Source organism: Haloferax sp. S2CR25, from assembly GCF_031624535.1.
Classification (GTDB): domain Archaea; phylum Halobacteriota; class Halobacteria; order Halobacteriales; family Haloferacaceae; genus Haloferax; species Haloferax massiliensis.
In genome coordinates, this window is the sequence record NZ_JAMQOO010000016.1 from 20,402 (window position 1) to 39,442 (window position 19,041).

A 19,041-nucleotide genomic window follows, 5' to 3' on the forward strand; every position below is an offset into this window, starting at 1 on the left:
TACATTAAACACCATCAGCACCCACAAATAACAATCAATAATGAGTACACCTAGTCAGCAAACTCTCCCAACAACACCGGTCCGACAAGGTGTGAAGGAGTTGGTACCCGAACTCAAGTTCGTCGATGTTAATGAAGAATCTATTGACGCACTTGCTGAGGAGTTAGCCCCTGAAGACTTTCCACTTCCAGAGTGGCGTGCACCGGTATTCCCCAATACCGAAACTGAGGGAACAAACCCGGCCGAAGTCATTGACTTCTTGTTTCTTGGTAATTCAATCAATTTCCAATTTCGTGATTACAAGACGGGTGAGAAGTTCACCTCATCTTATCAGGGAACCGAATGGGCAGGGGCATTTGGAATGTGGGCAAGCTTGAAACAAGAGTACGATAATAATCCGGCGATTCTCCGCGGTGACACACTTGCTGAGCTATCAATATCCGACGTGGAGAGAATATTCGAGTCTTCGAATGGAATCCACATCCCAATGCTTGAAGAACGACACGAGATTCTCACACAAGTCGGAGAACGACTTGTAGATCAGTATGACGGCCGATTTTCAAATCTTGTTAAGAAAGCATCTCCAAGACTCTACGCCGACGGCGACGGCATTGTCGACCGTCTTGTCTCTGATTTCCCCTCGTTCCAAGATGCTAATGTAGTTACTCTGGATGATGGACGTCCACTGGAGTTACCGTTCTGGAAACGTGCCCAACTCGCTGCAGGAATGGCCTACGGACGGTTCAACGGCAGAGAAGCGTTCGAGATCACAGATCCAGATGCGTTCAATATTTTTGTCGATTACAACCTCCCGAATGTACTCCGTGGGTTAGGTGTGCTTGAGTACCGTGAGCCGCTCAGTGACTTAGTCAACTCTCGAGCAATTATCGAAGAAGGCAGTCGAGAAGAGGTTGAAATCCGTGCTGCTACGGTATACGCTGCTGACGAACTGATGAAAAAGCTCATCCCACAACGAGATGAGCCGGTCTACGGTCCCCACTTGGATTACAAGCTCTTCATGATGCGTGACGAAGTCGATACCCCAATCCACCTAACACGGACAACAGCGTACTGAATTAGCCGAATATCGTTCTTTGTTGCTGAAAAGGAGATTTCTACAGACAGTCCTGCTTGTGGTAGATTTCGGGGAATTCTGCAATCCCGCCATCCATCACATCACGAACCACGTACACACCCTCCCCGAGCCGTTGCACGTGCATTTGCTTCCCGTCCGGAGCCACCCCGTCCTCGAGGACACCGTCCATCTCTAATTCGTCCTTGTCCAACGCAATCAGTGGAGTTCCGTCGTGGTTTCGAAGCTTTCTGAACATCTTCACGGCGGTCGGCCACCCGTCTGTACTTAATCCTTCGGACGGGGTGAGAATCTCAATAGGAGTGAGTTGCTCAACACTCCGGATTTCCTGAATGTTATTGTAGAACGGGTGGCCGCCGTCTTCGTAACATGTCAAAGATGGCTTTCGACCCCGAAGACGCCGCCGCGACGATGGCGACGTTCATCGGGCATCGGCAATGGCTGGAATCGCATCGTAGTCGCTTTTCGACGTCATACTCTCCGATGTGGCTTTCAACCTCGGTGGAAGCGGTGTCACCCTCGCGACGCTCCTCACCGCGGCCGCGTTCATCTTCACGGTCGCAACGAACGACAACACATCGTTCTCGACGCTGAAGGAAGACGCCGAGAAGCTCGATCAGTGGTACTACGTGTCCGTCATTGGCTCTATCGCGCTCCTCGTCGGCTGGATTTTCATCCCCGACGTGAGTAGCTTCGTGCAGTCACAGGATCTCTGGGGTGTCCTCTACGTCGGCATTAGTCTGGCCGGACAGTTCGTCTCGGGGTGGATTCTGTAATGGTGGACCTCGACCTCGACGCCGAAATGGCCGCCACGATCGGCGCGGCCGTCGGCTCCATCAACTACGGTGCGACGGAACTACTCGGAACCAACTACATGGCCGACCTGCTCGGTAGCAACGTCAGCCTCGGGTACATCGCGGTCGGCGCGGCGGGCGTCGTCGTCATTCGTCGAACACCTCGGTAACATCGAGGCGCGGACGAAGCCGACATCAACACGACGTACGCCGACCTCTGCGTGGTGATCGGTGTCGAATCGCGAACTGAGCGTCAGGTGCGAGAGTCGGAAGTATGATGATAATACCAGCCTGAGAGATAGCCTCTGTGCCTGTAGAATTGCTTCGAATTAGTCCTCAAAATACGCACCCGCACTTTTCCACCTAAGCGAGGGTATCAGGACAATCGTAAGGGTACACACCATATTCGAAGTAAGCTACCACTTCTTAAGGGCATGGCATTCAGCGTGGGCTCTCGTTCTACCCGCTGAGGGCGGCTGCCAAGCGGTTCCTCGCTAGCCCATCACGGTGAACAAGGTTTTGTAGTCGAAGTCAACTACTCCACTCTACTTGGTTGCTAATGCTCGTTCGAGAAAGTCAACCCGACGGCGAGCCGTTTTCCATGCAGAAACAGCCTCCCAAACATCCTCTATCGGTCGGTCAGTAGCCGATGCGTGCTTTGAGATAGAGACCGCTTCCGGCGAGGTGACATCGAACTCCTCGGCCAACTCCTCTGCCCGCGCTGTCTCAGTTTTCAAGAACTCAAGCAGCTCCGCTGTCGAATATTCGTCTTGAAGCGTCTGGACCCGCCGCCAGTTCAAGTATGACTGGTTCCGCTCGTACGTGGCCGGCGACTCTGTGACCAGTCTCACAATACCCATTTTCTCGAACCACCCAAGATACTCTCTCGCAGCGTCGACGCCGTGGCCTGCGAGATCAGCCACTTCGCTGGCGGTCGCTGGATTGCCGAGTCCAAGCACAGCGTCAAAAAAGTCGTCTCGTGTCCGCTCCCCACGGACAAGCTCCTCTGGCGAGGTCAGAGCGTCGAAATCTGGCGCTTTAGTTCGCTCCTCGACATCAGCTTGTAGTTCAGAGCGTGGTTCTTCCATACACATACCTCGTGAGGAGCAGGAATCAATTTAGCTAGCACGGATTATTCCGTTTGCATGATTGGAGGGGTTACCCGAACGCACACCCCCAGTCACGAGTGTAAGTCCTGACTCGTCTAGGCTGGGAACTCAACCCCAGTGTGCAAAATCTAAATGTGCACTATCCCTACGCGAGAGCCCTTCATGACCAGCCTTCTCTTCCTCAATTTTTCATCTTGCACACGGGGTGCTGAACCGTACGTGCGCGTTTCTCTCGTTCACCCGTCCGGATTGACTGGGCCTTTATACTTCGACTTGATTTTGTCTCCCTCTCGCCACTGCCAGTAGTAGTCTCGGTTGTTGTTGATCTCTTTGGTGGTAAGCGTCGCCTTTGTGGGGACATCGTCTGGAAGGTCGTCACGACGTTCTTCGATCTCGCCTTCCGGTGACTCGTCCTCGAGACGAGCCTCCCGCTCCTTGTGTTCGGCCAGCTCTTCGGCATAGCGGCCAACGTCCCGAAGACGGTTCTGCCCCAACTCGTTGAGGGCGTTGACGACTTCTGTGGGGAGGTTCGGCGGCGGCGTTGGTGGTTCGTAGGACATCGGCTGTTGGCTCGTGTTAACCAACACGGGACGCTAATCAAAAATTTTGTTGGTTAAACTGATGGTGCTAACTTCCCACTCTCCCGTGTTTGTAACGCTACTCGAAGCTTCTTTATAACCAAATTTCGCGCTACGTTACAACGCACTTCGATGAATCGGCCAATGTTCGGATGCAAGCACAGGCCTCCTCGTGGGCACGTAGCACCAGTTCGTCACTCTGGGCGGACGACTTCATCGCATGAATAGCACTCTGCGAACACGCCAGTTGTCCCATCGCCATCCTCGAACTCAATAATCGACTGATAGGCTTCGATCTCTTCGCCGCAATCAGGACATCGGCCAAGCGCCGTCGAATCACTCGTCATGGGGGATTGTGGAGACGCATGTGACACAGTCTGTCTCCACTAGTGTCCACACGATGCCACAGCAAAGATGTTTGGCTGAGAAATGGTCACTATAGCGCCAGCTTTGGTCGTAGACGCAGGTCATACTGTCAGCCCTGTTCAGGGGTTAGCAGTTTGTCAATCTCCTCGAGGTCAAACAGTGACCACTTCTCGGAAAGCCCGTCTTCGAGGCCATCGACGAATCCACTCTTCGAGAAGAGAGCGAATCGCTCCTCTCGATCCCCCGGTCCCCACCGAACGTTCGCTGCCTTCGCCCGGAGGCTTTCAACGAGTGCTTCGCCGACAGGTTCTGACGTCCATTTACACTCTGCGAGTAGGAGTCGGTCGTCGTTCGGCGCGAGACCGACAATATCGATCTCATCTTCGCCGTACCACCAGCGACCGACCGCCGAGTATGGGTCGAAGGTACCCCGCCGAATACCTTCCCAGACGGCTTCCTGGCATACGTCTTCAAAAGTAGTGGCGACGTGAGTCGGCAGGTCAGGCTCAATAGTCCCGTCGTATACGACCTCCGGTGCCTCTTCGATACTGGAGCGATTCGGCTCGACGTACCGAAACCAGAATCGAAGAAACTCATCCGCAACGTGGTACCGCGACCGCTTCGACTTCTTACCTGACGCGGTAACAGGGACTTCCCGGTCGATCAGTCGAAGGCGTCGAAGTGTCTGCAGGTACTTCGATAGTGGACCCGAATCGATTCCCGTCGCACCGGAAATCTCGTTAGGCGTCGTGTGCCCCAGTGCCACTGCTTCGAGGATGCTCATGTACCGGGCTGGATTCCGGAGCTCCGTCCGAAGCAAGAACTCTGGCTCGTTGTACAACACCGCCGTCGGCGACAGAATCTGGGACTGCACATTCTCCGAGAGAGAGCACCCGTAGTCGAACAGTGTGAGGTACATTGGTGTTCCACCGGTAATCGCGTACGAACGAATCGCGTCTGCAGTATCGTAGTTGATGACCTCACGTGCCTGTTTGAAGGAGAATGGCTGTACATCGAGTTGCGCTGTACGCCGTCCATACAACGGGCTCTCGTGTCCGAGGACCTCTGACTCCATCGTGCTCACACTTGACCCGCAAAGCACCAGCATCGAATCTGTCTCTTGGAGTTGCTCATCGACGAACCCCTGCAAGTAGGAGGGAACAGAGTCGTTCTCTTCAACGAGATACGGGAACTCGTCGATGACAATCACCAGATCTTCGTTCTGAAGTTTCTCTCCAAGGTACTCGAAGGCCTCGTCCCAGTCGTCGATCCGTGGGACCCGCTCGTCGAAATAGTCTGCGAGCTTCTCAACGAATTTCTCACGCTGCCGATGCTCGGCTTCTTGGGCCGCAAGGAAGTAGATGTGTGGTCGGCCAGCACAGAACTCTTTCAATAACGCAGTTTTCCCTACACGACGTCGACCATAGACAACGGCGAAATCAGATCCAGAAGACTCGAACGCAGAAGCAAGCGCGTCCAACTCGTCTACCCGGTTATAGAAGGTCATACTCTAGATAATGATTACTGTGATAATGACTTATTCGTTTCGGGAGAACCCCTCAGGTCATAGGTTGGAAAGAGGGAACCGCCTCGGGGTCAAGCCCCGAGGCACTCGCCTTGTCTCCTCTGTGACATCAGCGGGCTCTTTACTACCTGACTCAAGGAGAGATTCCCGCCGTCTACGGCGCACTCAACGAGTCACTTGAGATCGTATCCCCACTCACGAAGTACCTCTGCGATAAGCTCAGGGTGTCGCTGGGCGACGACCATCGCAGCCTCTCGGTAATCCGATTTGTACACCTTCTCATCCAGTAATTCTTCGAGCGTGTCCTGAAGTTCTGTCTCGCCGTCGATTATCTCCTCACGAAGGAAATATGGTACTTGCTCGCGACCTTCGTTCACCTTGTCACGACGGAGCTTGTACGGAATCGAAGCCATTGTTGGTCGCTGAGGTTCCGATTTGGGTTCACTCTCGGATGCAGACTTGGGCTCCGTGTCAGTATCCTCTGTATCGGTTGACAAAGGTTCGGGAGCAGGCTCAGCTTCTGCTTCGCTGACCCCTTGTTCTTGCTCCACATCGTCTTCACTATCGTCGAGACCAGCATCTCGTGAGCCAGACTTGAGTCCCATCACACAGTCACCTCGGGGGCCTCAAGCCCAGCTTGTTTCTCAAGATGGCGGGCGAGTTCATCGAATTGGGCGAGCGTCTCGAGTTCGTAGTCACGCTTTCGGTCGCGGTGCTCTTCGACGTATTTGTATGGGCTGCACTGCTGTTTCCAGCACCCTTCCATCAAAGAGCCGCGTTCGCCGATTACGACTGGGACAGGGAATCCGCTTTCACGAAGTTCTTCGAGAATCTCTCGCTGATCGCGTGTGTCTTTGTACCCAATGGGGAGGACTGACAGAACACCCACGTCAACGTCGATGCTTTGTTCCAGACCGTCGACGAGGTCGTCGAGCCCTTCAATCGACTCCTGTCCTTTTGCAGTCGCTTCAAACGGTATGACGACGTTCCTGACGGCAACAAGAGCGTTGTACAGGATGGGCCCTGCCTTGCCAGCAGAGTCTACGATGATTACATCGTACTCATCTCGGACATCTGCTTCACGAAGGACACGGTGCAGTTGGTGGTACATACTGTAGGATTCACCAAAGTTCTCGGCCTGTTGTTTCTCGTTGAGGAGGAACTCGTGGAGGTCCTCGAGCATGTTGTGCGAGGGAATTAGGTCGATCCCACTTTCAACTTCGATGGCGAGGTCGTGGAGATCACCTTTCGGACGCCCGACCAAGTGTCGAACGAGGTTATCGACCTCCGGATCCCCACGGTCATAGTCAGGGCCGAAAAAGTACGTGAGGCTCCCGTTTTGTGTGTCCATGTCGATTACGAGGACATCATGTCCTGCGCGTGCGTGACTTGCCGCTAGTGTTGCGGCAGTTGTCGTTTTTCCGACGCCGCCAGCCTCCGAGACGGGAGCATAGGTGAGCATATCAAGAGTATTCAGAAGACATGAATATAAATCTAGGTCAAAAATTATAGCGACATCATCCAACTATAATGTATAGCTATAGTGCAGGACTATAGTGTATGACCATAGTGAAAACCAACACAAGCCAGCGATAAATCACAGCGATACCTCGTCGCATCCATCGGCGTTATTTGGCGTTATAAGCGATAAGATCCAGTATTAGGCATACAGACATACACACCACCGATAACGCCGAGCGATATTGTCTAACTATACTCTTCAACTATACCGACTCGTGTTTGTGCTGTACTTAGACGAATAGCACACCACACAATGAGAACTATATCTTATAGCTATACTTAACACCTATACCAAAACCACGCCCCTGCACGATGAGGCGAAACTAACAACCATAGCTATACTATATAACTATAGTCTCAAAAGAGACAATACAGCCACGAGAATCCACCAACAAATATTCACACCCTACTTCGTTGTCGTCAACAGGACCTTTGGATTTGGCTTGGTCAGCTCTTTTCCACTGCCAGTAATAGTGGCTGTCGTTGATCTCTTTGACCGCGATGGTAGCCTTAGGCGGGGTGTTTCAAAACAGTGCGGATGTCTCGGCTTGGCCGAGGCGATTTATCCCCTAGTAATACCGACTATCTGCTGGCGTATCCGGGAATCAATAGGAATCTTTGAACAACGATCGTCAAGGCCAACCGATTGTAACAGGAGACTTGCCTCATCCAGTAACGAGAGTTGGAGATATGTCCCCTCTCGGTATCCGTCACTCGTCCGAGTCATATCGATGATCTTCAACGTCTCATACTCACGGAGTTGGTCAGTGATACGCTTCTGTCCAAGCACTTTCATGCCGATCGCTTCAGCAAACATACGATACACCTGATACATTGCTGCCGCTTTGAAATGTGAATGGTTTGTGAATTCGTCCATCGCGGCAAGTGCAGCAATCGCAATCTTGGCCTGAGTTGGACAGCCACGGATCAGGTCCTGAATACGGGTCACTTCAGCGTCGTCGTTGGCGGTTCGGACATGTTCACCACGAACTTGCTCGGCATCATCGTCACGAGCGACTTCGCCAGCAAGTCGAAAGAGGTCGAGTGCGCGACGTGCGTCCCCATGTTCTTGAGCAGAAAACGCCGAGCAGAGTGGGATGACGTCGTCTGAGAGAACGCCTGGTCGGTAGGCGTCGCGACGTCGTTCAAGAATATCTCCGAGTTGGTTTGCGTCGTATGCGGGGAACACAATCTCATCAGGCGCAAATGAACTCTCAACACGAGTGTCTAACCGATCACCATACTTGAGGTCGTTACTGATACCGACGACCGTGATGCTAGCCTCGACATCGTTCTCTTCCCCTGCCCGAGACAGTTGCATGAGGAGCTTGCTGTCCTCAGCTTCTTCAGGAGGGACGCTTCTCGCGTCGTCAGGTGGTGCAAGACGATCAATCTCGTCAAGAACAACGATGACCGCATCGTAGAGCTCGTCAATGACCGTCCACAGTCGGTCGTAATACGCCCCAGTCGCAATGCCGGAGTGAGGAATCTTGACACCAGTCTTCTCAGGTTGGTTCAGCTTCTTCGCGAGATGAATGACTGTTTGAACCTCTGAGCGCCGTTGTGCGCAGTCAATGATGGCGCGACCGATGCGGACATCGTTGTTCATCCCTCGTTCTTCAACCTCACGACTGACGTATCGGGTCACGAGTGTCTTACCTGACCCAGATTTCCCGAGAAGAAGTGTTCCCTTACCCGACCCTCCAGTAATTGTCGGCTTCAATCGACGAGCAACAGTCTCGATTTGACTATTCCGCCCAACAATCTTGTCCTGCTCTGGGATATGATCAATGCGGAGGAGGTTCTCATTGGCGAAGATTGGGTCCACCTCATCAAGGACTGAGAGGGGGTCATCTCGAGATCCGGAGCGAGAGTGAGCGACAGCACCGTGCTCAGCAGCGTAATCGCCAAGCGTTCTCGTCTGCTCCGTGCTTGAAGGCATGCACCACATTTCAGATGAAATTGCCTTAATTCTTCTCCTTACTACACCCTCAAACGTAGAATCTGATTAGCGAAACGATTCTATCCAGTGAATTCTAACGTACTTGTCTCTTAGAAAGTCTGAATTGGAAGCAAATGAATTAACACCAGATTTCAGATGAATCCGTAGACAGGTAGAGTGCTCGAGGTCCCACACCGCATTTCAAATGAATTCTCGTCATAGTGTGGCTTGTTCACGAGATGCAGAACACACTCACACCATATTTCAGATGAATTCTTGAGATCCTGTAACACGAATTAGTGACTTGGACACACCCACACCATATTTCAGATGAATTCACACGGTCACAGAGGGGAATTCGAGCAGTTCCGAGGTATTGGTCTCTTTCTCGAAGTCCTAAGAAACACCAGTTAGAGACGTTGTAGGTGAGAAATCATCTGAAATGTGGTGTTCAGTTTGGCCAAGCGAGACTACATGGGACATTCACGTTGGTATCCACTTACAAACTCGCGGTTAGTATATAATGGTAATTAGGAACCCAAGATCTCTTTTGTAGATATTTGTTGTATTGGCTGAAATTGGGACTCTAAGCCACTTACTACTACTACTACTTTACCGATACAGTTAATTATATTATAACATGCAGACACACCCGTTTTCCATGAGAACTGTAACATCGAGTATTCACACGGGAGACGCTCTGTTAACAGCAAATCGACCATCTCTGACTCTGTAGTTGCAAGCGTTCACGGACAGACCCCCCACTTCTCTTGGAGCTGAATTCATCTGAAATCCGGGGAGGGGGTGTCGTGATTTCCTGGTACGCATGGTTCCCAAAAGACGACACGGCCATTCGTCTCGGGAACTTCGACTACCGTCGATTGTTTATTGCCTCAATTTTACTCGAGAGTAATTTACTCAAGAGTAAACTACTTTGCGTCAGATTGTGAACTGTGATGTATGAGTACCGATCAGGGAACCGCTGGCGGAGAGAGATCCCGTGAACTCATCCATTTCGTCACCCAGCAGACGCGGTTCGCTCTCGTCAATAACATCCTCCAGCACCCCAAGCAGCTACCTTCGATGTACGAACTCGAGGAGCTCAACCCCAGTGTCAGCGATGCCACCGTCTACAAGCACATCCAGAAGTTGATCGACGCCGGCATCGTCAAGGAAGTCGCACTCGACGACGACCAGCGCAGACAGGGCTATCCCTGGAAGTTCTACGGCCTAACCGAGGACGGTCGAGCATTCCTTGAGGAACACAATCTGCTCGCCGCTGAGGAGACGCTCCAGCAGATCTACGAGACCATCTCCGACAAGCCCGAGAAAATGGTCAAGTACGAGAACGCGCCCCGTCCAGAACAGCAGTAGTCATAATGCAGCACCCCGGTCAAGCTCTCGGTCTCCGATGCACGGCAAGACAACTCACATCGAAAACAGGGGCTACAGAGTCATCCTCATGCGAGATCTAGCGCTGTCTTGACTTCGTCGTCAAGCTCGTTCCGAGAACGAGGACCGTACCGACCGTCCACACCGGCTTTCTTCAAGATTGATTCCATCTCCCAGCGGGAAACACTGGCGTGCTCGGCAGCTTTTCCAAGGGATATCTCTCCGAGAATGAACAGCCCAATAGCCTCTGCGAGGTCGTTGTTATTGCCCCCGCCAGAATCAGTTCGGGTTCCCATAGTTCTGTGAAATTGAGTTCCGCTGCATCTTGAACCTCCCCGACAATTTAGCAGAGAATTCCTAGGCCAAGATGTAGGCTTTTCCACCTGACAACGCCCATCGATGCGGATACTGCGTCGTCTCTGGCTTTCAACAGTGTCCTCGCTAGATACACTCGCCACTCTGCGGATACTCTGTCAGACACACCACTATTGCCAGTAAAACTAGTACACACCAACGACCTCAGATTCATCGCACTTCTATTGGAGAATGCGTCAATTGAGACCTTCCAGCGTTCAAAAGAGTACTTTGGGACGAATGCTCCACTAAGTCTATTACGCTCTATTACATACTGTTACGTATGCCCGTCGACTTCGAAAACTACCAACCGTCCGATCTTCCTGGAGCGAATACGAACGGACGGACAATTCTTCGATTCCTCGCAGCGACCCCAGAGACAGGGTATCGAGCAGGGGAGATCGCTGAGGCGCTCGACATCCCGCGAGGGAGTGTTGGGACGACACTGAGCAGACTCCACGACCAGGGGTTTGTGCGTCATAAGGGCGAGTATTGGGCAATCAATCCTGATGCGTACGATGCACACACAGCGAGTTTGATTGGGTTGGCTGCCGTGAGCGAGCAGTTTGAGGGCGACTACTACGACGAGAATCCGGACTGGGATGCAAATCTCCCTGACCTCGATGAGTATGAACAGTCAGACTCGGGTGCGGAGTAGATCTGATGTATGAGCGTGGCGTAATCGTTGTCGCAGCAGACCCATTCGGGCATACTCCTCGACGTCCGTATCTCATCCTCAGCGACTCAAGTCATCCATTTGCTGGCAACCAGTATATCGCACTCGGCATTACGACGAAGGAGTACTCGGCCAGTCTTCCACTTGATGGCGCATACAAGACTGGAACATTAGACCGAGAGTCGTTTGTTTCGCCGTGGGCCATCGTTTCGCTGATGGACAGTGATATCGAGCGTGCAGTTGCTCAGGTTACTGAAGAGTTCACAGACACCGCGGCTGCTCGACAGACACGATATGTCCAGTAAGACGTGTAGGCGAACTAATGGCAGAGGTACTTCTCGACGGGCGTCAGGCACCGTACAGACTGGACAACGGACAGGCGAAGAGTATCATTCTGAAAGCCAACCTCCCTCGCCGCCAACATCGTACGCATACATATAGATACAGATGAGGATTGCAGAGCCGGCCACGAACATATTCTGCAGTAAGTCCGTGACCGTAATGACTTCCCAGAGTGAAATGACCCAGTATAGCGCGAGACCGCCAGACAACATCTTGGCACTCTTTCGTCGAGGAGTGTACAACGCTACCTCGCGCGCTTTGGTTTGTCCATTGAATACCGGCCAGTAGGCACCACTGACGAAGCCGATCAAGACTGCGAACACGAATAGCAGCTGAAGGAGCTGCGGACTCCAGAGGAGGAGTTCGGCTGGTGTCCAGCTGGTCACAGCACTCACGAGGAGAATAAGTCCACTCCCGGCAGTGGGGAAAAAGAGTGCAGCTGTGACAGCCCATTGGGATGCGGTGACCAGCCGGGTTTCTCCATACGGGCGAGACGTCTGTATCTGCTTGGTCTCCATTGGTAGTTCTGCACTCAGAGGTCGTGCTTGTGTATTTCGGGTCGCGAAGTGACGGTAGTCAGTCAACAAGCGTCGCACTCTCTGAATACAGGGTGCAAGTCGGTCACTGAAACACTTCCCGACCACGACGGTTGAATTCTCACATATAGTGGCTCAGCCGTTCACGTGAACGTGGTGTGGATTAGCTAGTTAGACGCAGAACAGAGTGCCTCCATCTGGGAGACGAATTGTTGTGTCCGTGTCAGAAGTGCATCGACGTTCTCGTCGAGTTCTCCATAGCCATAGTCTGCTCGGTTGCGGAGTTCAGAGAGGTCATTGAGAAACCGGCCATCTTGACGTGATGCGTCACCGGCGACAACGACTTCGGACCCGAAGAGGGTGAGAACACCTCTGTGGCTAGTCGGGTCGTGTTCACGGTGATAGAGGACAGCTTGTGCAGCGTGGAAACAGGCATAGTACAGCCGATTGATGATAACGACATCAGAAAGTTGTGCGTCTTGCGCACCCTCAGCGTCCGCCAGTGCTCGGCGAGCCTGTCGGAGTTGGTCTTTAACTGTTGCAGGCTAAGTCCCCGTCCTCAAGGAGCGAACGAAGTGAGCGGGTAGGGCGGGGATACAGCCGTACAAAATATAGGCTAACCACGATAAAACGCAACACATCACCATCTTCATATATTTGGTTACCGTATTATCACAGTAACCGAATGAAGTACGACCTCGAATCAGGCGCGCACTCAAAATACGCGCTCCACTACCACCTCATACTCGTCACCAAATACCGACGGGACGTATTCACCGAGGAAATCGAGGCCTTCCTTCGGACATGCATCGACGGTTTCGCAGACAACTACGGAGTCGAAATCCTCAACCTCGAAGCCGCAGACGACCACATCCACCTGCTGTTCTCAGCAACCCCCACGACAGACCTCGCCAAGTTCGTCAACACACTCAAGGGTTCGACCTCCCGGCGAATCCGAAACGAGTACGGCGACCAACTCAGTGACAAACTCTGGGGTGACTCCTTCTGGAGTCAATCGTACTGCCTCATCAGCACTGGTCAAGTCTCACTTGACGTGCTGCAACAGTATGTTGAGAATCAGCGAATCGAGAACGAATGAACTACAACTACAAGTATCGCCTCTACCCCACGCCTTCGCAGGAGGACCAGTTAGCGTGGACGCTCGATACCTGTAGACACGTGTACAATCACTTCCTCAACCAACTCAACGAGGCAAACGAGATTCCGAGTCGGTATGACTTGCAAGGAACACTCCCTGATCTCAAACGCAATGAGTGGCCTGAACTGAAGAACGTCCACTCGAAGGTATTACAGATGGTCGTCAAACGCCTCTACGACAACCTTTCATCGCTCTCAGGAGCAAAGAAGAACGGTCGTAAGGTAGGGAGACTCCGCTACAAAGGAGAAAGCTGGTACAAGACGTTCACGTACAACCAGTCCGGGTTCAAACTCATCAAGACCGGGACTCGGAACGACCGACTCCGACTCTCGAAGATTGGTGACATTCCAATTCGATATCACAGAGAACTCCCCGAAGAAGCGGTCATAAAGCAAATCAAACTCAAACGAGACTCCACAGGAACGTGGTGGGCAATCTTCGGCATAGAGACTGAACAAGAGGCTCCTGAGCCCACGCCGCTTGATGAGATAGAGAACCCTGTTGGAATCGACGTGGGAATCTGCAAGTATACACACGATTCCAACAACCTCTCGGTTGGGTTCCCTGACTTCGCTGAGGCGTGCGACCGACTCGCCCGAGAACAGCGCAAGTTATCTCGGAGACAAAAGGGGTCGAACAACTATGAGAAACAGCGAGTCGTAGTTGCAAAGGCGCATACTCAACTCGTCAACCAGCGCCGAGACTTCCTGCACAAACTGTCGTCGTGGTACGTGAAGAATCACGACTTCATCGCCGTCGAAGACCTCAACACCACTGGCTTGTTGGAGAAACCACGGAATAGTCGGAACGTGGCTCACGCCGCTTGGAGAACCTTCATCGACATGTTAGCGTACAAGGCTGAGAGTGCCGGTACGCACTTCGTGAAGGTAAATCCTCGTGGCACGACCAAGGAGTGCAGTCAGTGTGGTGTATCGTCCGAGAAGCCGTTGTGGGTTCGTGAACATTCGTGTCCGTCGTGTGAGTTCGAGTGTGACCGTGACCTGAATGCGGCATACAACATCCTTCAGCGTGCTTTTTCTGAAGTAGGGCAGGGAATGCCCGAATCAACGCCTGCGGAGACTGGGGCCGCTGTGGACGCTACGGTGGTGTCTGCAAGCCTCGTCGTAGAAACAGGAAGCCCCGTCCTCAACGCACGAAGTGCGTAGGGCGGGGTAGTTCACCCGCAGCATCGCCGGGCTCTTCATCCTCAGGCATAGGAGCGTCCTTCAGTGACAACGTTTCTAATGAAGGGGGTTCCCTCGTGTTGGTGGCGTTCGAACGCGGTCTCTGAAAGAATGTGGAGTTCGACGACAGGTCCGTATTCGAGCATCACATCGTAGGCGAGGTCACGGAGAGAATCAGCGGCGACATCCTGATTAGCGTCTTCGTTGAGGACGATGAGGACATCAACGTCGCTGGCAAGTCCACGAGTTTCGCCGCGGACTGTGGAACCGAAGACGTACAGTTCGGCGATTTCATCGCCATGTTCGGACCGCGCTTGATTGACGAACGCGTCCGCTGCGACGGCGTGGGCATTGGCCGACGTGACTCCGTTCGCGGTCTCGTTGCTCATATACTTGGTTACGTTCCTCGGTGTCATTTATTTTCCCCTGTTGGGCAGCCCTCAACTTTGAGCAATCTAATCACGATTGCAGTTTTACTTCACGTGGGAACATGAGGCTGCTATCTGTGCTTATGGTGACCGACACATCCTCTGTATGTGCCACGCACATCCTGTCAAGGTTTGATGAGTTCAACAGAGCCGAGTATCTCAAAGATCAAAGGCAGGATTCTACAGATTACCCGACACGCAGTCGTGTATTTTCACGCCTGTACACGACGGAACAGCCAAACGACATCAGAAACTACACAACAGTAGGAGATGACGTCCAGCACTGATTCCTCACGTTCTACCGAAGACGAAGTCCGCGAACTCTACGAACGATACCATTCGGCAGAGACTGACGAGGAACGCCACGAAATTGCGCTTGAAATGGCGCGGCTTGACAGACGCCGCCATGCAGATATCTATGCAGCTCTCGAAACCGAGTGAATTCGCGTCCTTGGACGGCTCGGCCCCTTCCCTGCACTAATCTAAATTCAGTAAGTTGACTCTCCGTCTCTCTACTCATTTCTTAGCGTGCTTCTCGAGGAACGTCTCAACGAGCTCCCCATCCGGATTGTACTCGATCCCCGACTCGAGATTCAGCAGCACTTTCGCAGCCAAAATATAGGCCTCTTCAGTCGAGATTCCGTACATCTTTCCGAGCTCTTTCATACTCCCGTGAACCCCCTCCGGAATATCCGCATTTGGACGTGTCATGTAGCGTTCTAAGACTGTCCACAACCAATACAAAAGTATTGGGTCATCCAACCCATCAACCGTTTGAAAATTGGCCAAAATCTACTAATAATATAGTACCGACCGCTTAGATAGAAACTGACATAATGTCTAGGAAAATGGCTATTAGATTGACTGAAACGTACGGATTTGAAATATTGAACACATATCCACCGGCTGTTAAATCGTCCATGTCACATATATTGAAATATGGCAGCCACACTCTGCTCACTGCTGGATTAATCATCGTCACGATGAGTACGACTGTCGCTGCCCAGGAGGGCGTCGGCAGTGGCATCTGTGGAACCCCCCTCGCCGAGACGATTAACCAAGCAGCCCCACTGGTCGTGGGCACGCTCATGATTGGGGCCGCAATCCTCTCGTACATTCTCCACACTGCTGCGGCCTTCCCGAAGGACCCGCAGTCAGTTCAGACGTTCAAAAATTGGCGCAACAGAGCCGGTATGAGTGCGGTGACAACGCCACTGTTTGCCGTCGTCATCGAGATGTTCATCGGCTTCACCGGGACGTCGACGGCTGAGTGTGTCAGTATCGTTCCCTTCTTCTGAGGGACCTCGCACGGAGTCTCCCTTCTATGACACACAACGTACGTCTCTCAGTGTTGGTTGTATTGACGCTCATCGTGAGCGCTGGGACCGTTCCCATTCTCGCCGTCGCCTCTACAAGTCATGCGCAACTCGGAACCACTCCCCACCAATTGTCCGGTGATGAGAACAGCGATGATGCCGACGATGCAGACTACTGTAGCGGCATCAACCCCGTCAGTGGACAGGTCTGCAACGGCTTCATTGATGCAATTCGAGCTATCGCACAGGCCTACCTTGAATTCGCTCGCGACGTCGCTGAGTGGTCGATTGAGTTCCTCGTCTCTCGGCCGGTCCCCCTCCAAAATGGTGAGATGGAACTCGTCGACCGACCCACGAACGCCCCGATGGGGACTGCCTACGACATGTGGTTCGAAAAAGGGCTGCCTATCGGTCTTGCCCTGTGGGGCTTTGGGATGGTCCTTTTGCGTCTCACGACGATCCTCCCAGGTGGGTCGGCTGCAGCCCACCGGAGCAAAACACTTCGACAAAAGGGCTGGTTTGGACTGTTCTTCATCCTCGCCTCGTGGATCTGGGCCGCCGTCGTCTTGCATCTCTCGCAGGGCATGATCCTCGCTGTTGCCCCAGATGGTGCTGACCTCGTAGCCGACCTCGGGTCGATTGGCGGGAACAATGCCGCCGCAGGCCTTGGCATCATCCTCGTGTGGTTGTCGTCGGGTGTGTTGTTCCTCCTGATAGCGCTCGTGTTCGGCCTCTCGTGGGTGTCGGTGTTCATTTTCGCCCCGGCACTCCCCATCTTCATTGCCCTCTCATTGGTCGACTTCGGCCCACTGAGTATCGTCTCGAGGGTTGGCCAGATTGGGCGTGATCTGTTCGTCACCGTCGCGTTCTTGCCGTTCCCGACAGCACTCGTGTTGGGCTTTGGGTATCCCATCATCAACGCCGCTCGGAGTGCCATGCCTGGCCCCGCGTCGATTGTCCCCGGCCTCGGTGTCTATGCGCTGTTGACGCTCTGTCTGTGGGTGATTGCACTCTTATCGCCGATTATGTTGTTCGTCGGTATGCGTTCGATGCGTCCGTTTTCGTCGATGGCCGCTGGCGTTCTCGGTGCTGTGTCGGCGACAACTCTGGCGAGTGCGTCGAGTAAGGTCGGCAAAGCAAGTAGTGCAGCAACGAGTGCTGCGAGTTCAGCTGCCTCTAGCCCGCGTGTAGATCCAATAGTGGGCTCGCCGTTTTCCAGCGACAACACGAGTTCGACTGGAACCAGTGCAGTCGGTGCGCTGGGCACCCCTTCAGGTGGGCTTACTCGGAGTGGTTCTGTGACGGCGAGTATGGGTGCTTCGAGAGACTCCTTCAGGGACTCGCGTATCCCCTCCAGTATATCTCTCAATAAGGTCGCAACACGATCTGAGTTAGATAATGAACAGGAGTACCGTGCGGGGTACTTCCTCCCCAACGGCGATTTCAAAGGAGTGGGTGGTACGAGTTCGAACCGTGATTGGACTCTGGACAAAGGTTACCAACGGTTCGACAAAGCATACTCGGACAAGACAATTCTTCTTCAGGGTGCAGAGGACGAACAATTCTATGATGTACGTGAAGCCGTAGAAAGTGAACGCTACGGTGGCCCGTACTCGTACACCCAACAGACTACTGAGAGTCGAGAAACGGTCTTCAACACGCGGGGGCAGAACGAATGAGCCACCGCGACACACCTCGACGAATCCTCGACGAATTCGGGACGAGTGACGAGATTTTCGGCATCGAAATCGACTACAGTCTCAACGACCTGAAGTTATTCTTCCCGGCAGGGGTTGTCTGTGGATTCATTCTGCTTGCAACTCCCCAATGGCTGAACATCGGCGGTCTCCTCGCGACGATTGGAATCCTGCTGTTGACCGTTGGGTTCATCTTCGTGACGCCGTCTCACAAGTCGCCACAGCAGTGGTTGGCGGATATGATTATGTTTTCACGAGCAGAGCACACTAAAACGGCAGTCGCTGAAACGCCCGCCAAACAGACCGACTCGCTTACGCAAGTCAAGCGATTTCTGCCAATCTCGAATCTGGTCGAGCGCACTGATGGTCATCTCGTCGCCGCACTTCGCGTGAGTCCAGCCAATCTCTCACTCGCTACTGATAGAGAGTGGGAGGCGATGGCCAACTCCTTTGGAAGTGTGCTGAACGCACTCGATTTTGATTTCCAGATTCATTCGACTGCCCGACCCGTTGAACCTGACCGAATCACTGCTGGCTATCGTGAACGGCTAGACGATTCGGACGTCGTTGCCAACCCAGCTCTTGGAGACATAATCCGTGTCTACCGAGAAAGGTTCCCGGCCGAGTTCGAGAGCCGTGGTACCTGTGTCCGGGAGTATCACATCCTCATCCCCGTCAGCATCCGTGAAGTACAACTCGCTGATCGTGGTGCACTGGCGAAACTGTGTGAAGTCCCCGTAATTGGTGGCTTCATTCGGGTGTTTGGAGCCGAAAGCACTCAGCTCACACACGAGGAAATCCACGAGCGACAGAAAGAAGAACTGGGACGACGCCTCCGTACGCTCGAGAGCGGTATCCGTGACCTCGAAGGCTGTGACGCTGAACGTGTCTCAGCCGACGAACTCTCGGCACTACTCGAAGAGTACTGGAGTGGCGAACGCACCCACTACGGACCGAGTGCAGGCCAACGAAATGAACGGGTTCGTTCGATTCCCGTCGTGACTGGCGACGATTCGGGGAGGTTTTGAC

The 19,041-nt window shown here is 53.1% G+C and carries 22 protein-coding genes and 1 pseudogene; 11 read left to right on the forward strand and 12 right to left on the reverse strand.

The annotated features are described in order from the left end of the window. Positions 1-91 precede the first annotated feature (91 nt). Positions 92-1,075, forward strand: a complete 984-nt coding sequence (locus NDI65_RS20785; protein ID WP_310894256.1) for a queuosine salvage family protein — start codon at positions 92-94, stop codon at positions 1,073-1,075. Positions 1,076-1,115: 40 nt separating this feature from the next. Here the strand turns inward: NDI65_RS20785 and NDI65_RS20790 are convergent, their stop codons facing one another. Next, a complete protein-coding gene (locus NDI65_RS20790) occupies positions 1,116-1,469 on the reverse strand; it encodes a hypothetical protein (protein ID WP_310894257.1) in 354 nt (117 codons plus the stop codon). A gap of 109 nt (positions 1,470-1,578) precedes the next feature. Between NDI65_RS20790 and NDI65_RS20795 the strand changes: the two genes are divergently transcribed. Together NDI65_RS20795 and NDI65_RS20800 are read left to right on the forward strand one after the other, a co-directional pair. Next, complete coding sequence (locus NDI65_RS20795) at positions 1,579-1,869, forward strand: hypothetical protein (protein ID WP_310894258.1); 291 nt, start codon at positions 1,579-1,581, stop codon at positions 1,867-1,869. Beyond that, positions 1,869-2,057 carry a hypothetical protein gene (locus NDI65_RS20800; RefSeq protein WP_310894259.1) on the forward strand — a complete coding sequence of 63 codons (189 nt, stop codon included), beginning with the start codon at positions 1,869-1,871 and terminating at the stop codon, positions 2,055-2,057. Before NDI65_RS20795 ends, NDI65_RS20800 begins: the two co-directional genes overlap by 1 nt. Before the next feature lie 375 nt (positions 2,058-2,432). Here the strand turns inward: NDI65_RS20800 and NDI65_RS20805 are convergent, their stop codons facing one another. The 6 genes from NDI65_RS20805 to NDI65_RS20830 form a co-directional block, all read right to left on the reverse strand. After that, positions 2,433-2,975 (reverse strand): hypothetical protein, encoded by a 543-nt coding sequence (locus NDI65_RS20805; protein ID WP_310894260.1) that lies wholly within the window; start codon positions 2,973-2,975, stop codon positions 2,433-2,435. Positions 2,976-3,232: 257 nt separating this feature from the next. After that, on the reverse strand, positions 3,233-3,556 hold the full coding sequence (locus NDI65_RS20810; RefSeq protein ID WP_310894261.1) for a hypothetical protein: 324 nt from the start codon (positions 3,554-3,556) through the stop codon (positions 3,233-3,235). 493 nt (positions 3,557-4,049) lie between these two features. Then, a complete protein-coding gene (locus NDI65_RS20815; RefSeq protein ID WP_310894262.1) occupies positions 4,050-5,447 on the reverse strand; it encodes an ATP-binding protein in 1,398 nt (465 codons plus the stop codon). Positions 5,448-5,638: 191 nt separating this feature from the next. Continuing rightward, a complete protein-coding gene (locus NDI65_RS20820) occupies positions 5,639-6,070 on the reverse strand; it encodes a hypothetical protein (protein WP_310894263.1) in 432 nt (143 codons plus the stop codon). Continuing rightward, on the reverse strand, positions 6,070-6,927 hold the full coding sequence (locus NDI65_RS20825) for a ParA family protein (RefSeq protein ID WP_310894264.1): 858 nt from the start codon (positions 6,925-6,927) through the stop codon (positions 6,070-6,072). The genes NDI65_RS20820 and NDI65_RS20825 overlap by 1 nt, the downstream gene beginning before the upstream one ends. Before the next feature lie 621 nt (positions 6,928-7,548). Then, a complete protein-coding gene (locus tag NDI65_RS20830) occupies positions 7,549-8,928 on the reverse strand; it encodes an AAA family ATPase (protein ID WP_050460485.1) in 1,380 nt (459 codons plus the stop codon). A 960-nt stretch (positions 8,929-9,888) separates the two neighbouring features. Between NDI65_RS20830 and NDI65_RS20835 the strand changes: the two genes are divergently transcribed. Then, on the forward strand, positions 9,889-10,302 hold the full coding sequence (locus NDI65_RS20835; RefSeq protein WP_310894265.1) for a MarR family transcriptional regulator: 414 nt from the start codon (positions 9,889-9,891) through the stop codon (positions 10,300-10,302). Positions 10,303-10,388: 86 nt separating this feature from the next. On the opposite strand, the gene NDI65_RS20840 is transcribed toward NDI65_RS20835, so the two are convergent. After that, the gene (locus tag NDI65_RS20840; RefSeq protein ID WP_310894266.1) at positions 10,389-10,616 is read right to left on the reverse strand and encodes a UPF0175 family protein; all 228 of its coding nucleotides are present in this window, start codon (positions 10,614-10,616) and stop codon (positions 10,389-10,391) included. Between the two features lie 341 nt (positions 10,617-10,957). Between NDI65_RS20840 and NDI65_RS20845 the strand changes: the two genes are divergently transcribed. Beyond that, on the forward strand, positions 10,958-11,332 hold the full coding sequence (locus NDI65_RS20845; RefSeq protein WP_310894267.1) for a helix-turn-helix domain-containing protein: 375 nt from the start codon (positions 10,958-10,960) through the stop codon (positions 11,330-11,332). 5 nt (positions 11,333-11,337) lie between these two features. Further along, positions 11,338-11,655 (forward strand): hypothetical protein, encoded by a 318-nt coding sequence (locus NDI65_RS20850; protein ID WP_310894268.1) that lies wholly within the window; start codon positions 11,338-11,340, stop codon positions 11,653-11,655. Positions 11,656-11,739: 84 nt separating this feature from the next. Here NDI65_RS20850 and NDI65_RS20855 read toward each other — a convergent pair whose 3' ends face one another. Beyond that, complete coding sequence (locus tag NDI65_RS20855) at positions 11,740-12,210, reverse strand: hypothetical protein (RefSeq protein WP_310894269.1); 471 nt, start codon at positions 12,208-12,210, stop codon at positions 11,740-11,742. A gap of 185 nt (positions 12,211-12,395) precedes the next feature. Further along, positions 12,396-12,749, reverse strand: a pseudogene (locus NDI65_RS22240) (HEPN domain-containing protein); the annotation flags it as partial. A gap of 164 nt (positions 12,750-12,913) precedes the next feature. Here NDI65_RS22240 and tnpA point away from each other — a divergent pair. Beyond that, entirely contained in the window at positions 12,914-13,327 is a 414-nt protein-coding gene (gene tnpA, locus NDI65_RS20860) for an IS200/IS605 family transposase (protein ID WP_310894270.1), read from the forward strand. After that, complete coding sequence (locus NDI65_RS20865; RefSeq protein ID WP_310894271.1) at positions 13,324-14,553, forward strand: transposase; 1,230 nt, start codon at positions 13,324-13,326, stop codon at positions 14,551-14,553. The genes tnpA and NDI65_RS20865 overlap by 4 nt, the downstream gene beginning before the upstream one ends. A 41-nt stretch (positions 14,554-14,594) precedes the next feature. Here the strand turns inward: NDI65_RS20865 and NDI65_RS20870 are convergent, their stop codons facing one another. After that, a complete protein-coding gene (locus tag NDI65_RS20870; RefSeq protein WP_049913530.1) occupies positions 14,595-14,960 on the reverse strand; it encodes a nucleotidyltransferase domain-containing protein in 366 nt (121 codons plus the stop codon). 555 nt (positions 14,961-15,515) lie between these two features. Continuing rightward, complete coding sequence (locus NDI65_RS20875; RefSeq protein WP_310894272.1) at positions 15,516-15,710, reverse strand: hypothetical protein; 195 nt, start codon at positions 15,708-15,710, stop codon at positions 15,516-15,518. Between the two features lie 149 nt (positions 15,711-15,859). On the opposite strand from NDI65_RS20875, the gene NDI65_RS20880 reads away from it, so the two are divergent. Genes NDI65_RS20880 through NDI65_RS20890 form a run of 3 tightly spaced genes read left to right on the forward strand, consistent with a single transcriptional unit; the run spans position 15,860 to position 19,040 of the window. Further along, complete coding sequence (locus NDI65_RS20880; RefSeq protein ID WP_310894273.1) at positions 15,860-16,297, forward strand: hypothetical protein; 438 nt, start codon at positions 15,860-15,862, stop codon at positions 16,295-16,297. Between the two features lie 26 nt (positions 16,298-16,323). Further along, on the forward strand, positions 16,324-17,994 hold the full coding sequence (locus tag NDI65_RS20885) for a hypothetical protein (RefSeq protein ID WP_310894274.1): 1,671 nt from the start codon (positions 16,324-16,326) through the stop codon (positions 17,992-17,994). After that, positions 17,991-19,040 carry a hypothetical protein gene (locus tag NDI65_RS20890; protein ID WP_310894275.1) on the forward strand — a complete coding sequence of 350 codons (1,050 nt, stop codon included), beginning with the start codon at positions 17,991-17,993 and terminating at the stop codon, positions 19,038-19,040. Before NDI65_RS20885 ends, NDI65_RS20890 begins: the two co-directional genes overlap by 4 nt. Position 19,041: the final 1 nt, after the last annotated feature.

Coding starts and splice junctions, on each gene's coding strand:
- NDI65_RS20875 (WP_310894272.1), bottom strand. CDS start 15,710: ATGACACGTCCAAATGCGGATATTCCGGAGGGGGTTCACGGGAGTATG.
- NDI65_RS20845 (WP_310894267.1), top strand. CDS start 10,958: ATGCCCGTCGACTTCGAAAACTACCAACCGTCCGATCTTCCTGGAGCG.
- NDI65_RS20835 (WP_310894265.1), top strand. CDS start 9,889: ATGAGTACCGATCAGGGAACCGCTGGCGGAGAGAGATCCCGTGAACTC.
- NDI65_RS20805 (WP_310894260.1), bottom strand. CDS start 2,975: ATGGAAGAACCACGCTCTGAACTACAAGCTGATGTCGAGGAGCGAACT.
- NDI65_RS20810 (WP_310894261.1), bottom strand. CDS start 3,556: ATGTCCTACGAACCACCAACGCCGCCGCCGAACCTCCCCACAGAAGTC.
- NDI65_RS20850 (WP_310894268.1), top strand. CDS start 11,338: ATGTATGAGCGTGGCGTAATCGTTGTCGCAGCAGACCCATTCGGGCAT.
- NDI65_RS20820 (WP_310894263.1), bottom strand. CDS start 6,070: ATGGGACTCAAGTCTGGCTCACGAGATGCTGGTCTCGACGATAGTGAA.
- tnpA (WP_310894270.1), top strand. CDS start 12,914: ATGAAGTACGACCTCGAATCAGGCGCGCACTCAAAATACGCGCTCCAC.
- NDI65_RS20815 (WP_310894262.1), bottom strand. CDS start 5,447: ATGACCTTCTATAACCGGGTAGACGAGTTGGACGCGCTTGCTTCTGCG.
- NDI65_RS20870 (WP_049913530.1), bottom strand. CDS start 14,960: ATGAGCAACGAGACCGCGAACGGAGTCACGTCGGCCAATGCCCACGCC.
- NDI65_RS20800 (WP_310894259.1), top strand. CDS start 1,869: ATGGTGGACCTCGACCTCGACGCCGAAATGGCCGCCACGATCGGCGCG.
- NDI65_RS20890 (WP_310894275.1), top strand. CDS start 17,991: ATGAGCCACCGCGACACACCTCGACGAATCCTCGACGAATTCGGGACG.
- NDI65_RS20885 (WP_310894274.1), top strand. CDS start 16,324: ATGACACACAACGTACGTCTCTCAGTGTTGGTTGTATTGACGCTCATC.
- NDI65_RS20865 (WP_310894271.1), top strand. CDS start 13,324: ATGAACTACAACTACAAGTATCGCCTCTACCCCACGCCTTCGCAGGAG.
- NDI65_RS20855 (WP_310894269.1), bottom strand. CDS start 12,210: ATGGAGACCAAGCAGATACAGACGTCTCGCCCGTATGGAGAAACCCGG.
- NDI65_RS20840 (WP_310894266.1), bottom strand. CDS start 10,616: ATGGGAACCCGAACTGATTCTGGCGGGGGCAATAACAACGACCTCGCA.
- NDI65_RS20830 (WP_050460485.1), bottom strand. CDS start 8,928: ATGCCTTCAAGCACGGAGCAGACGAGAACGCTTGGCGATTACGCTGCT.
- NDI65_RS20825 (WP_310894264.1), bottom strand. CDS start 6,927: ATGCTCACCTATGCTCCCGTCTCGGAGGCTGGCGGCGTCGGAAAAACG.